Here is a 14723-nt window from a genome sequence, read left to right as displayed (position 1 = left end):
TAACGGAAGCTTAATTCGTATTCATTAAATAGCTAGTAAATTATGTAAGTGTTAATATAGAATTTCAGAAGAGCTAAGGATAGACTGCTACAATCGTAATACTGGGAGGCGATATATATGAACAAAAAACCTAAAAAAATCATTCATAAAGTTATTTTGAATACAAGAACTGCCTTAGCTGTAGGGTCACTGTCTTTATTAATGGCTGCCTGTGGAGGAGAGAATGCAGATGTGCCGACTACTGAAAAGGCGGAGCAGACAACAAGCCCGGTCACAGCTGCCATTCTGAGCGGATTTGCTCCAGATGAACTATCAAAGATTCTACTGGACGGGAAGTACAAGGAGTTGTATGCCCGCTTTAACCAGACTTTAAAAGATGAAATAAGTGAAGCAGAATTAACCGAGACAGGAAAAGAATTCACTAAGGGTATCCATACATTGGAAAAGGCATCGACCATGCAGCTTAATGGATTTGATCGACGCACATGGGTTAGTGATACTGGCAATAAGGGGCTTGTCGGGATGTTTGATCCGGATGGGACGATTACATCAATTCAAGTTCAAGAGCTTACCCCTTCACCTGCAACCGACAATGTACTAAGCAAACATGAATACGCACTGCCGTTTGAGGGGGATTGGTATGTGTTTTGGGGTGGTGAGAATGTGCTTGTAAATTATCATTATGAATTAGAAATCCAGCGTTACGCTTACGATTTTATCCAAACCAAAGATAACTATTCCTATAAAGGAGATCCACTAAAAAATGAAAGCTATTATGCCTTTGGCAAAAACATTCTCGCTCCAGCGGACGGCACCGTTGTATCGGTTGTGAATGACATTAAAGACAATGAGCCAGTTGGGGTCATGAATCCGAATCAAGCTACAGGAAATATCGTTGTCATTGATCATGGCGGGGAATATAGTCATTTGGCGCATCTCAAACAAGGGTCAGTTACTGTAAAACCGGGGGATAAAGTCGAAAAAGGTGAAGTTATTGGCTTAACAGGTAATTCTGGTAATACGAGCGAGGCCCATCTACACTTCCAAATCTCAGATGGAGCTGATCTATTCACTTCCCGGGCAATCAGAGTTAAATGGGAGCAAGATTTAAAACCAATTCAAGGTGAGACTATTTCTGCCGCTAATTAGCGCTAAATTCCGGGTCGCTAAGGTTGTCTCTCATAAATAATAAATCAGATGAGACAACCTTGATCTTCCCTAAAAAACTTCCTACTTTCTTGTAATACCAATACATATTATCCGGGTAATTCACAAATATTAATAGACATATAGGATATATAGTGACTAAAACTTGCTCTCTTTTCAGAGGAAAGGAAGTGTCAACCCCAATGTCTTTACTCCTAGGCTCTCATGTGTCTATGACCGGAACAAAAATGCTCCTTCGAGCTAGTGAAGAGGCAGCATCTTATGGAGCGACCACCTTCCTTTTTTATACCGGAGCCCCACAAAATACACGCCGCAAACCCATTGAAGCTTTGAATATTGAAGCTGGACATGCTCATATGAGAGATAATGGTATTTCTAATATCATTGTTCACGCTCCATTTATTGTTAACTTAGGAAATACACTTTCTACACAGGTCTTTGAGCATAGTATAGAGTTTCTTAAATCAGAAATCATAAGAACAGAAGCTTTGGGTTCAACCCAAATCGTCCTACATCCTGGCTCCCATGTTGGTGCTGGCTCTCAAGCCGGCATCTCTCGGATCGTGGAAGGCTTAAACGAAGTGCTAACAGATAAACGAAATGTTCAGGTTTCATTAGAAACTATGGCTGGAAAAGGTAGTGAATGTGGAGTCTCTTTTGAAGAACTTGCAGCTATTATTGATGGAGTGACCCATAATGAGCGTCTTTCGATTTGTTTGGATACTTGCCATATCCATGATGCCGGTTATAACGTTAAAGAAAATTTTGATGGCATTTTGAATAAATTTGATCGATTGATCGGAATAGAGCGCCTAAAAGTCATTCACGTCAATGATTCAAAGAATATTATGGGCTCACGTAAAGACAGGCACGAAAATATAGGACACGGATATATCGGCCTTCAGGCGCTTCGATATGTGGTCCACCATCCTCAACTATCAACCATTCCCAAACTCCTAGAGACTCCCTCCATCGGTGAAAAGAAATATGTAAACGCACCCTATAAGCATGAGATTTCCTTGTTAAGGGGAGAAACAGATGAGCTGGTAAGAAAATAAGTTAATATGGTGGTTTTGAGCATAATCAATCTGTTAGACTACAGCTACTGGACTATTTATTTATAAATAACTCCTTTGAAATACCTTTGATTTTTTTACAAGACATAGAAATTCATTCTCAATCATGGTTCAAGGTTTCTTTAATTATAACCCAACATTCTCCTTATATGTTAGCTGGTCGCCCCACATAATTGTCTTCCTACATCGTATTTATTGCTATAATGTTTAATTAAGTTGCAAATGTTTCAAGAAAAATCAAGTAAACGAACATAACAAAAAACAGGTCAATCATGGGGATATCTAACCATAATCCACCTGTTTATTGTACCGCTTTAGAGATAATTAGGTTGTACTTTCCGAGTATTTGTGCATGTACAAACGAAATAATTATATCTTATATCCGAATATTACATATAGTTAAGTGTATGATTAGTTCACTCGGCACGGCACTAGCCACAAACTATTAAGAGTCTTCACATTCCTTTTCACATATAAGCCAAATAATTACTCAGTGTTTATTTCTAAATGTGGACAATAGATATGACCATTAGGGTCGATAATATATTTAACAGTTGCTTCATTATCTGAAATAACAATTGTGTATTCATTTTCCGCAAAAAAATCATTTGGTTCTATACTTACTCTGACTAACCAAACTGAACCATTAATACTGTCGAATTCACTATAAAATTTTATGTCACGCTCCAAATTATCTGAAATCTCACCTGACAACTCATATTTATTTTTATATTCTCGGGCAATGCTCAAAGCTATTCCCAAATTTAAATTGGTATCCATTCTATATTATTTAATAAACTTCCCTATAACTTTAATCAGAGCTTCTAATCCTTGATAAAAGTTTCCAAGTCAACCTAATCTAATTCTTTATTCGGTTTTCCAGTATTGCTAAAATCTAAAAGAGACTTCATCTCATGGCTTGATATGCCAACTAGCAATTCTCCATGTATTGTAATGCTTGAATTCACAAAATGTATTTCATCAAAACCAGTGATATTTAGGAATTTCGTATTTTCAAAGTGACAATTAAGGAATTTCACATTTTTAAAAGTAGAATTATTAAATGTTGATGATGAAAATCTAGTGTTTTTAAATTCAACTTCAGAAAAAGTTGAATCATCCATATATGTTAGTTCAAGTTGTGCATTTGAAATTTCCACATCAAAAAACTTCGATTCATAAAAGGTTGTTCTAAAAGAATCTAAGTTTTTGAAGACTGTTGAACTAAACCTCGTATCGTCCGCCTTACCTTTCCTGAATATATTATCTGAAAATTCACACCTATTAAAGTTACTACCGCAGAGAGATGCTCCACTTAAATACACGTTTGAAAAGTCACACTCGTTGAATACTACTTCTAAAAAACTACTATTGTTTAAATCATATCCTGTAAACACTATCCCATCAAAAGAAGTATCTTGATAATTAAGTTCGCATACTTCTTTTGAAAGCCCCATTGAAAACTCAGTGTATTTCTTTAGTTTTGTAAATAAATCCATTTAATAACACCTCCTAAGGCCATGTAACAACTTTATCTATAAAACCTTGAATTGATATTTCATGCAAAAGTTCTGCTTTGTTTTCGATACTTAAATTAGTGACATCTAGTATCACATTTTCACCTTCGCTTAGAGATTTATTAATTGATCTCATAGCGCTCGAAAGTTTGTAACCTCCCTTTTTAGGCGGATAATTTGAATTAAAGGACTTGACATCCCAAGCTTGCCCTTTTGCATCTATAAATTCTGCTTTTCCAGATGGATCTCTAGCTATAGGTCCATCTAGTTTTTTCATTTCCTCAAGTTCTAACCCAACCCTTGCCTCATGTTTTCCTTTTTCAATATCAATCTGCCTTGTGGAACCTGCATGAGCTGGATCATGTGCCAAAGCGTCAATCTCAGATTGTGTTCTTTTGCCAATAAAATTCTCAGCTTCGTCAAATTGGTCAACAAGTCTATGATCTGTCTGACCTTTACCCGTCCCCTCAATCTTACCACCTTTCACATCCCCAAACCCATTCATCTCATTTATATAATGCTCCTGCACAAATGTTTTGGGCAGTGGATTTGAATCCAGGGGAATCTTTCCTATACTGAAAGGCACACCTTCTGGCGTGCTTAAAAACGGCTTGAATTTCGGGAGTTCAGCCAAGTGACCGGAATTCTGAATGACTTTATTGAGGTCCTTCACGCCTTCCATCGCTTTAGTGGCAAAATCTTGTACCCCATCGGCCACTTTTCCTACCTTTGTACCCTTTGTCACAGATAGCCCCGGTACCAATACAGAAGCAGCTGCACCCAGCATGGAAGCTTTTTCCTCCGGCGTTCCCTCATTAAAGTTATGATACATCTTCTTTGCTGCTTCTGCCAATACTTCTGGATGTTCCATGATATAAGATGCTGTATCTGCCATTTCCTGTGTCGTCTTCTCCGGGTCTATGACAAAATGGAATGTAAACGTCACTGTATCCACTACACCCATAACGTTTTCCTCGATAAGAGATCCTACAAATGCCCGCGTAACCGCATCCGCTTGAACCACTTTTTTCCGCCATTCGGTCATTCCGTAGGTTGATTCCAACCACGAATAATATACCGATAACGAATTGGTTTCGTTAGGTTTTAATACATGCGCATTAAAATAGTTGAGGGTTATCTCATTCCTATTGTTATATGCGGTAATTGGTGTCCCATCTGGAAGCTCCATCGGCGGAATATTCAGTCGTTCTCCTACGAGTTGGCGCTTGGCCCAGGCTCCCTGTTCTCCCGTTTCCATCGCCATACGAAGCATCAGCAGATACGATTCATTCTGAACTAATGGTACGCTGCTGGTAGTAATCGACGGATCATAATCACACGCCTTAACCACTGGCTTCTTGAAATAACCACTTAGATCCTTACCTGCTTGGTAATGGACTTCGTCTATGCCTAGATATTTCAGCTTTTGGCGTGCGTCTTCCGCCAGCTTATGCATTGCTTCCATTTGAGTCTTGTTTCCAAACGCTTGATATACTTTATATGCGGTCTGCGCTTTTGCAATTTGATCCCGTGCCTGGTAGATATCCTTCAGCTTGCTTTGGGCTGTAATGGAGTCGATCGTTCCCAGTCCGGAATTCTTAACTGTTATTTGGAGTTTCTGCACCAAAGGATCGCTATTCAACTCATCCCGCCCCATTAAAGCGGCAACCGAGGTGATCAGATTCTTGACCATCTTTTGGGCATACGTTGGGATCGGAAACTGCCCACTTGCATTGCCTCCCCCAAGTTTTCCGAACATCCCTCCAAGAGTACTAAACTGCTGAAAAAGTTGATCAGCCTGCCTCTTGTTCTCATCCTGTGCACCTTGAACCCCTTTTACTGCAAGACGAATAATATCTTCAAGCTTTTCAGCTTCTACCGTCAGTTCATTGATAAGTGTCTGAGCTCGTATCAAATCTGAACCCAGCGGAATCCCACCCCAGTTATTGGTCTGACCTCTCAGCTGCAAGTACAGCCGGTTGGTATCTTGGCTTACCAGTCTGATTTTTGTCTGCAGGCGTTCAACTTCATCTTCTTTAAATACCATTTTGTCCAATGCCATTTATGACCTCCAGTTCTTACACTTAGACCATCCAATGCACTACTTTTTTCGACCCCTCAGGTCTTTATGTACTACTTCATATTTAAAAACTTAAGTATTTGGAGCGCACACCTAACCTATATATCGGCGTAACTTCCCATTATTTTACTTTAAATCCTTTCTTTTAATTTTTATTTCTAATCACTGCTGTAAGAATAAGTAGACAGCAAAAAAAACAGGTTGATTATAGTGGTAGCTCCCCTATAATCAACCTGTTAACTGAACGCTATAGCGTTATTTACGTTATTCTTTTCTAGCGTCTAAATGATCGATTATCCTTTAGTAGGATCACTGGTCACTATAGATGCATTTACCTGGAGTTTTTTTAACGAGTTTTTCTTTGCTGTTAATTCTTTGGAAAGATCAGCTTGCAGGCGATTCATGTTCTTAATTTCATCGTTAAGCTTTTTGATTCGCGTCATTTTACTGCTCAAATCTGTGTGAGACTTGCTAAATTTCATATCCTGTTCTAATTGATTAATTTTGAATTTGGATTTTTCCTTTTTGTTCTTCACGTTTTTGAGCTTGCTCTCTACCTCTATGATTTCTTGTTCTAACCTTTGGATCATTGGTTTGGTGAAATTAATCGCCATTCTTACACCCCATATCATTTAGTGTTGCCGAGAATCAATTCTACTATAAAAGAACAAAAAAGCACACTCATTAGAGTATGCTTTTTAAAAATAATCAGAGAAATAAGGATGTTCTGGCCTGATTAACCCTTCCAGGAATTGAACTGTAGCTTCATCTGCCTGGATCCGACCGATCCTAGCCAAATAGGTAGGTCGCTTATAGCCCATTAACATCGTGGTTAAAGTAGGAATGTCAATCAACAAGGAAGGGTTAATCCCTCCTGCGTGCAAAACACCTGTTCCATCTTTATCCACATTAAGCGTAAATGTACCCCGGTTCCATTCCAGCATCGGATCACTCAAGGTGAAGATAAGGCAACCCTCTTTATCCTGTTTTTTAAACGGATACTGTTCGATAAATAATTGTACATCCACTATCCGGGCCATAAAATAAGGAGCAATGGTTTCCTTGATGTCACCATCATCTAAAACGAAGGAAAGCGGCTCCCCTTTATAAATATCCCCTTTGACAAGAGTAATCATCGAAAAATGTGCACTTATAAAGTTCCATAATCCCACGCGAGCTTCTTCGTTAATATAAACCATTTCTTTGATATAAAAGATCTCCTCAGCAACCCAATACAACAGATACCCTGTGGGCAAATCATCATTGTTATAATAGATGCCTACCGTCATTTCATCCAGATCCCAGCGTAAATATTCTTCCCAAGCCAACTTATTTCGAAGCATAGCTCCATGATGCTGCATGGAGAACTGATCATATATCTCCTTGATATCTGGATGTTCAATAGTTACCCGCTCCACGTTCCCAGGAACTTTTTTAGTTTTCGGCAGCTGGGTATCCGGAACTTCAAATGAGATTTTATCGGTAATGATCTCCCAGCCTTTCCGCCTATAATATGGAATAGAATACGGAAATAGATAAGAAATTGATTGCTTGCGGCCCCGCATTTTAGTTAATGCATGGAGCATTAGTTTATTCATTAAACCTAAATTAGCATATTCCGGATAGGTTCCCACACCCGTCAGGCCACCCATCTCATAAATTCGCCCAAAAATATTTACTTGAAATGGGTATACTGCTAACTGTGAAATCAATTTATCACCATCAAACCAACCGACTACATCAGCATACTTTAGAACTGGCAGCTTCGCTTGGGTGATTTCGCGATTTTCCCAACCAAAGATTTGTAAATCACGATTCGTCACTTGAAATACATAACGTAATAAATTATTAAATTGCTCTGCATGTTTAGTCTCGACATTTGCTAACCTGATCCTGTCCTGCAATTTATTGCGACTCACTACAATACCCCCGCTGAATTCCCCAGATATAAATCAGAAATCACTCTTATTATTCTTTATATCCGTTCAATAAATACATTCTTTCAGAGAAGGTTAGCCTAGCGAATTCTTTTGCAGCTTCGGGATCAAAGCATACGCAAACGTGATGAATGGGCTTAACCACAGAAGGGTGGCATAAGGTATATATTCAATTACCGGCACACCTAGTGTAGCAGCGAAAAAAGCACCGCTAACTCCCCAAGGAATTAAAGGATTAACAAGGGTTCCACAATCCTCTAACGTACGGGATAGTGTCTTTGCTGGAATGCCTCGGCGATTATATTCATCTTTGAACATTTGACCGGGCAACAGAATAGAAAGATACTGTTCACCAGTCATCCCATTAACCGCAATGGATGATGCGCCGCTCATAAGCACGATACTGCTTTTACGTTTGAGCGGTTGAATGATTTTGCGAAAAAAAGCCTCTATGACACCACAATGTTGGATTAGTCCGCCTAATGATAAAGCAATCAAGATAAGTGAAACGGAACTCATCATTGATTGCATTCCACCTCGGTTAACGATAGAAGCAACGGATTCATTGGCAATAGTACTTTCGTATCCATTCTGCATCACACTGAACCAGACACCGATTTCTGCCTGCTGCTGAATAATAGCGGTCACTAGAAGACCAGTGACAATACCAACCATCAGTGTAGGGAGAATTGGAATTCGTTTGATTGAGCAAATAATAACGGCAAGTGGTGAGATCAACGTTAACCAGTGAATATGAAATCCATCTTGTAGAGCAAACTTAATCCCCTGAATCGACGATAAATCAATCGCATCAGCTTTTGGTGCGAACAAGAAAAAGACAGTAGTTATTATAAGCGCCGGAATCGTTGTGTACATCATATTACGAATATGTGTGAACAAGGATATACCTACCACTGCAGGTGCGAAATTTGTAGTATCAGATAAAGGTGACATTTTATCACCAAAACAAGCTCCGCAAATGATTGCTCCAGCAGCAAGTGTTGGCGAAATCCCTGTCGTCAAAGCAATACCCATCAAAGCTACACCGATCGTGCTAACGGTGGTGAACGAGCTTCCAGTAAACATAGAGACGACAATTGTGACATATAACGCGCTTACTGCAAAGTAGTTCGGATTAATATAATCCATACCATAAAATAAAAGTGTAGGCACCGTTCCACTCATCATCCATACAGCGATCAATATTCCGATCAGCATGAGGATAAGAATGGGCATTATAGCTGTTTGGATGCCTTTAATGATAGCTGCCTCAATATCTTTCCATGACACGCCAAATAAACCCAATAAGACTGCTGTGCCAACTGTGGTTGCGAGAAGGGGGATATGAGGTTCTGCTTTTAATAGGAAAATAGATACAAAAAGAAGTGCAAAAATAAAAGCGATGATAATCATACTTTTTGAAAAACTAAGCTGACGGTCCATAACGATAGTGCTCCTTAACATTGTGATTGGGATAAAATTCGGAGATTGCGGCGCTTCCTTACTTTTAAGCTTTTAAGCTTTTAGGCTTTTGGGCAATGAAGCACAGAGGTAATATTAACGATAAGATAGAGAAGAGTCAATGTTAAGAACATACAATGAAGGTTTTTCCATTAAAAAAACAGAGGGCAAAATGCCGCTCTGCTCTATATTCATCCTATTCACTTTACAATTGCAGCTTTAAAATATCCTGCGGAGTTTCAAATTTATATTTCGCGGGAATATGCTCATGCTGCTTACATCCCCATAAAGCTAATCCAAAATCGACACCAGCATCTCGTGCACATTCATAATCATAAATCGTGTCCCCTATGTAAATAGATGATTCAGGGTTTGCTTTTGATAATCTAATAAATTCTAGCAAGGGGTCTGGATGCGGCTTATGCTTTGCTGTATCTTCTGCGATAACGGTATATGATAAATATTTAGTTAAGCCAAATGGAGCGAAATCGTCATTTAGCTCATCTCTTGTCTTGGAAGTCACAATTCCTTGAACGATCTCTTTTGACTGTAATGAACTCATTACATCTACAATTCCGTCAAAAATGTTAATAGTATCATAGAAATCTTTCATGAAAACATTCCATCTCTCATTGCCCTCATGGATATCTTCAATCCCAAGTTGTGGTAATGAAGCTGAACCGGGAATACCTAACACAAAATAGAGCTCTGACAATTCATACTCTTTGTTGTGATCCACCTTTAACATCTTTTGCAGAGAACTCAAAACAGCAATTTCTGTATCAATTAAGGTTCCATCCACATCAAAGATTACAGTGTTATATTTACGCATAACTACCTCCTATAGGATTACAACAAATACAAGATTATTAATCGTTAAGCTTAATCTATGACTTAGAAAATAACTCTACGGCTTGCGTATCCATAATCGGATGGATATATTTCTCTAGCGTAATCGTTAGGGGTTGAGGATAATCTTTCGCTCCCTTTCCAAAAGTATAACGCATTTCATCCACGGCTGTACCCTCCTTTGAAGTCATGTAGCCACCGAAGTTTCCTGCCGAAGTTGTTTTGATTGCTCTTTTATGCACATTTCCTTCCGCATCAGTAAAAGTCTCAGAAAGTCTAGTGTAGTATTTTAAATATTCGGCATCAGTAATTGTATGCCGCAACAAGATTTCTCCTTCATCTGCATAATTCTCTTGCGTTGGAGCAACAAGCTCAAGGCCGCTTCCCGGTGCTTCAATGATTTGCTGCTTATTGAGATCAACAACAATTTTCATTTTATTCTTTTCCACTGCTGAGATACCAAAGGTTTTTAATGAAACAGTGTCTAGCTGACGGCTTAGGCCGCTCTGACTGTTCCTGAACACCAGCGTGAACTTGGAGTTGTCCGAATAAACTTCAGAATTGTCAGAGTTGACGATGTCAGGGTAAAATAATTTTTCGGTAGCTCCCCCATTTGTACTAATCAGAACTGGATTAATCAATTGGAAAATTTGTTTAACATTGTTCAGATCATACTCCAAATCTACATAGGTACTAAGCGGTGTATATTGCACTAGATTCACTTTAATCTTTTGCCCGTCAACTGTCAGCGTTTCATCCGTTTTCAGAATTTTTTCCTGTGCTTTGAGCATATCAGGATTAAGTTCGAACGCAACATCCAGATTAGTCCGGTATTTATTACTACTGGATTGTAGCGCCTTATCTGAAGTTTCAGTGAGAATGACATTATAGTTTACTTCCTTTGGATATTTAACCGTTGGTGAAAGACTAGTGGTGTATATAAAATCCTTAGACTCTCCTGGTTGAATTCGGTTATCGCTGGCAAGCATACTTAGTGCAGCACCTTTATGTAGATTCGACTCCTGTATGCCTTCATATTGAAGCGCAAAATCCGCATGTATAACTTCTTTGTCTGTATTGTTCTGAACACTATATAGAATATAAACCTTCCTTCCATCTGTTACTGCACCAGTTACATCCACTCGGTACCCCTTGTTTTCCGCGCTCTGACCCACCGGCATCACGAGATTCTGTTCCAGAGCACTAGCAAGCGCTGGTTCTAACCTTGAAAATGAACGATAAGCTGCAAAATCATCTGTATTTTTAGGGCTGGCGGTTTGAACTGAAGGTTGAGCCACTTCCTTGGCCGGTAATCCGATTGAAGAGTATGTAAATAATAGGGCTACGGCTGCAGCTGCGATCACTCCCATACCTGCGGTATAAAAGCGGCGTTTCTCACGTTTTTTTCCTTCCATAATTCCCTTTCGCATCGCGTTATATATTTTCATTTCCTGTAAAGTTTCAGTATTCTGATTCATTTCATCAACATTTTTCTGCAAAATACGATCTTCTTTATCTGTCACTCCGTTCACCTCCCATATCACTTAAGCACATTACGAAGCTGTTTAAGTCCCTCACGTAACCAGGTTTTGATTGTACCTTCAGGTTTTTTTAGCACCTTTGCAATTTCGATTGTAGTCATGTCATTGTAATATTTAAGAAGTACCACATGCCGATATTTGGGCTTTAGCCGGTTCATAGCACGTTCCAGATCAATCCGGTCGTTGCTTTTCATTTCCTGAGTTGCAACCTCTGCCAGCTTCTCCGTAGGAATCACTCGTTTTTTTCGTCGTAGTTCATCCATACAGCAATTGATCGTAATTCGAATCAACCAAGGTGTAAATGACTGTTCATCTTTAAGCTTCTTACGTTTCATCCAAGCTCGACATGAAGCCTCTTGTACAACTTCTAACGCGTCCGCTTCTGTCCGTAGATAACTATAAGCGACGGTGTACATTTTCCGATGCTCCACATACAGGCGTTTAAAGAAAACTTCCTCATCCATTCGGGCAAAATCAACCATTCTGACCTCGTCCATCGTCCTATCCACCACTCACCACACCCCCTCTTTTTTTGTCAGTGTCGGTATTAGGATAAAGTCATCGTTCTGATGTTCTTATAAGTAAGACGGAGTTGAACGTAAAAACGATTGATTTTTTTCATAAAAAAGTGCTGGCAAAGATGCCAACACTCCATTTTCATATTTATCGATCACGATTAACCATATAATTCAATAGATGTTTTAAAAAATTGATATTGCGGGGGATCTCTTTTAGCGCCTCCATGGCAAGACAATAGTGCTCCCACATCTCTTTTCTAGCGCCTTCTGAACCCAGAATGGAGACAAACGTTGCATTGTTATTCTCAACATCCTGACCTGTGGGCTTACCCAGTAATTGTAAATCCCCTTCCAAGTCGAGTAAATCATCTTTAATCTGAAAAGCAATCCCCGCATGATAAGCGAATTTCTTCAATGCTTCAATTTCTGTCTCCTTAACCTGTGCAAGAATCGCTGGCATAACTAGTGAAGCTTCGAACGCAATGCCCGTCTTATAGAAACAAATCATATTTAATTGCTCTAGCGTCAATGCTTTTCCTTTAGAATTCAAATCCATCGCTTGCCCCATGCAGGTATCTTCCGCCTTTTGAGCTGAATATTGCATTAAAGCAATTACGGATGTAGCATCGAATGTATGAAGGGATGCCTGTTCCTCAATCGACTTCTGAATTAGAAAGAGGCCTGTCAATTCCGCCGTTGCGCTATTATACACCTCATGTAGAGTTGAACGGCCTCTTCGAGTGGGAGCATTATCCTGAGAGGGCAAATCATCGAAAATTAAGGATGCAGTATGCATATATTCCAGAGACCTCAAAAGCGGCACAATTGCCGCGCTGTCTAATCCGTATTCGTTCACACCCATAACCCAAGTCAGGATAGGTCGTATTCGCTTGCCATCACCCTCTAAACTATAATTGGCTGCATCAATTAACATTTCTTTCATAGCTGGTGTCCCAACAGGTTTATTAATTGGCAATTGATTGTTGATTTCACCACGAACCTTTTGAATCGTATTGTGAAAATCCACCTTTTCCTGCTTGTTGTTTTTTAAATTCGTAAGCATCTGATCTCTTAGTAGTTTGTCAAAAAAATCCACATCATCAGCTTTCAACACCATTTGCTGCACGAGACGATTAAATTCGGGTTGACCCGAAGCAAAGATCTCCATAATCTCTTTATACTTTTCAGTACCCAGACGTTCTTTACAACGCTTCAAACCGTTAATTGCTCGATCTAGAATCACTTCACGGGTTTTGGCATCGGATTGATATACGGTATGGATTAGGTGAGAGATGACGGTCCAGTATAATTCAAAAGGGTTTATCAAATCTGAACGTTGATCACGGTATTTCAGAAAATAGGTATACGGCGTTACCGCTCCCTCTTTCATATCGTCAAACATATCTGCAAAATCATCAGCCAGTTGATTGTAAAGACCATAATAAAAAGTACGTTGATCAAATCCATCATCTGTAGGTGCACTAATAACGGATCGGACAATTAAACGGGAAGAAGAAGATTTTAAGATAATGGGGATATAAAGCTCTTCATTGGTGTATTTAGCGTTGGAAAGTTCCTTAACACGGTCCAGCTCCTGAGATTGAAAAAACACAAAGGATTGCTCGAAAAATATGTTCTGCATTTCTGGACGTTGATAGCTTTTAATATATTCGAAAGCTTCACTAAGCTCCGAATGTACGTATCGAATGAATTCCATGTTATCTCCGGACCATTCTCCAAGCTCAGGCACAGATCTAGTAAGGATAGCGTCGCGTATCATAAGGGAATATTGCTCTTTTTCTTGAACCGTTAAGACACTGGAATCGAGAAGATCATCAATAAAAGGGTAAGTCAGCCCATAAGAATAACCAAGTCTAATGGCTTCACTAAGCTTCTTAGAACGTTCCAAAGGTGGGGTACTCTCCCCCATTTCCTCCATTACATGCAGAATGACCCCGATAATGATCTTAATTAACTTACGCTGCGCTTGTTCGGCATTCATTTCCTGCGGAATATGGGTTGATACGTTCTTTAGCTTGTCGATCACCCAGATGGTGGCGGTCTCGACGCCTTCTTTCTGCGCCCAGCGATATACTCCTGCCAAGCTCATAAATTCCGATTGATCTCTTATCGTTGTTGAATCGTCTGGGATCAATTGAGATCTAATGTCAGCAACCATTCGCTTAATCCTGTTTTGTGTATCAGTAGAATCCAAGGCTTTGCCCAGATCCCTCATATATAAATAGGACACGCTGCGATCTAAATAATCATCCAATTTACCGTTAAGATTCAGCCAGCCTATATACCTATGATAATCCTGAGAATCAGGTTTCCTTTTCCCTCTAGAGAAAAATGACAACCATGAGCGGCGATGAATATGATGTTTTTTCCATAATTGAATATCTTCAGTCAGAGTAGATACATAAGTTTTTTCTTTGAACTGCATGTGCAGTGAAACAAAATACTGAGCCGCCCTCTGCTCGGCTAGCGAATAGGCTGAATCGGCATGATCGGTTACATTCACATTCATAGGTGGATTACCTCAACTTCTCTTTTGGTTAATTGTCGGTCATGTTC

At 39.4% G+C, this 14723-nt stretch carries 12 protein-coding genes; 2 read left to right on the top strand and 10 right to left on the bottom strand.

What is annotated here, in order from left to right; genetic code table 11:
- The first annotated feature begins 117 nt into the window (after window positions 1-117).
- Complete coding sequence (locus MHH60_RS01165; protein WP_076133405.1) at window positions 118-1149, top strand: M23 family metallopeptidase; 1032 nt, start codon at window positions 118-120, stop codon at window positions 1147-1149.
- Between the two features lie 200 nt (window positions 1150-1349).
- On the top strand, window positions 1350-2225 hold the full coding sequence (locus tag MHH60_RS01160) for a deoxyribonuclease IV (RefSeq protein WP_076133407.1): 876 nt from the start codon (window positions 1350-1352) through the stop codon (window positions 2223-2225).
- Window positions 2226-2729: 504 nt separating this feature from the next.
- On the opposite strand, the gene MHH60_RS01155 is transcribed toward MHH60_RS01160, so the two are convergent.
- The 10 genes from MHH60_RS01155 to MHH60_RS01110 form a co-directional block, all read right to left on the bottom strand.
- Entirely contained in the window at window positions 2730-3023 is a 294-nt protein-coding gene (locus tag MHH60_RS01155) for a hypothetical protein (RefSeq protein ID WP_076133409.1), read from the bottom strand.
- A gap of 74 nt (window positions 3024-3097) precedes the next feature.
- Window positions 3098-3742: a pentapeptide repeat-containing protein gene (locus tag MHH60_RS01150; protein WP_076133412.1), complete on the bottom strand. Its 645-nt coding sequence runs from the start codon at window positions 3740-3742 to the stop codon at window positions 3098-3100.
- Window positions 3743-3755: 13 nt separating this feature from the next.
- Window positions 3756-5822, bottom strand: a complete 2067-nt coding sequence (locus MHH60_RS01145) for a hypothetical protein (protein WP_341161107.1) — start codon at window positions 5820-5822, stop codon at window positions 3756-3758.
- A 311-nt stretch (window positions 5823-6133) separates the two neighbouring features.
- On the bottom strand, window positions 6134-6454 hold the full coding sequence (locus MHH60_RS01140; protein ID WP_076134909.1) for a hypothetical protein: 321 nt from the start codon (window positions 6452-6454) through the stop codon (window positions 6134-6136).
- An 84-nt stretch (window positions 6455-6538) separates the two neighbouring features.
- Complete coding sequence (locus MHH60_RS01135) at window positions 6539-7759, bottom strand: GNAT family N-acetyltransferase (RefSeq protein WP_076134910.1); 1221 nt, start codon at window positions 7757-7759, stop codon at window positions 6539-6541.
- Window positions 7760-7852: 93 nt separating this feature from the next.
- Window positions 7853-9220, bottom strand: coding sequence for a Na+/H+ antiporter NhaC (gene nhaC / locus MHH60_RS01130; protein ID WP_076134911.1), 1368 nt, complete (start codon window positions 9218-9220; stop codon window positions 7853-7855).
- A gap of 223 nt (window positions 9221-9443) precedes the next feature.
- A complete protein-coding gene (locus tag MHH60_RS01125; protein ID WP_076134912.1) occupies window positions 9444-10070 on the bottom strand; it encodes an HAD family hydrolase in 627 nt (208 codons plus the stop codon).
- Between the two features lie 55 nt (window positions 10071-10125).
- Window positions 10126-11610: a DUF4179 domain-containing protein gene (locus tag MHH60_RS01120; RefSeq protein ID WP_076134913.1), complete on the bottom strand. Its 1485-nt coding sequence runs from the start codon at window positions 11608-11610 to the stop codon at window positions 10126-10128.
- Between the two features lie 17 nt (window positions 11611-11627).
- Window positions 11628-12125: an RNA polymerase sigma factor gene (locus MHH60_RS01115; RefSeq protein WP_036678355.1), complete on the bottom strand. Its 498-nt coding sequence runs from the start codon at window positions 12123-12125 to the stop codon at window positions 11628-11630.
- Window positions 12126-12291: 166 nt separating this feature from the next.
- The gene (locus MHH60_RS01110; protein WP_076134914.1) at window positions 12292-14676 is read right to left on the bottom strand and encodes a polyprenyl synthetase family protein; all 2385 of its coding nucleotides are present in this window, start codon (window positions 14674-14676) and stop codon (window positions 12292-12294) included.
- Window positions 14677-14723: the final 47 nt, after the last annotated feature.

Origin of the sequence: Paenibacillus sp. FSL H7-0716, assembly GCF_038002705.1 — a bacterium.
Taxonomy (GTDB): domain Bacteria; phylum Bacillota; class Bacilli; order Paenibacillales; family Paenibacillaceae; genus Paenibacillus_AQ; species Paenibacillus_AQ odorifer.
The sequence above is the reverse complement of the archived record's forward strand: the minus strand, read 5'-3'. Positions and strand labels throughout refer to the sequence as shown.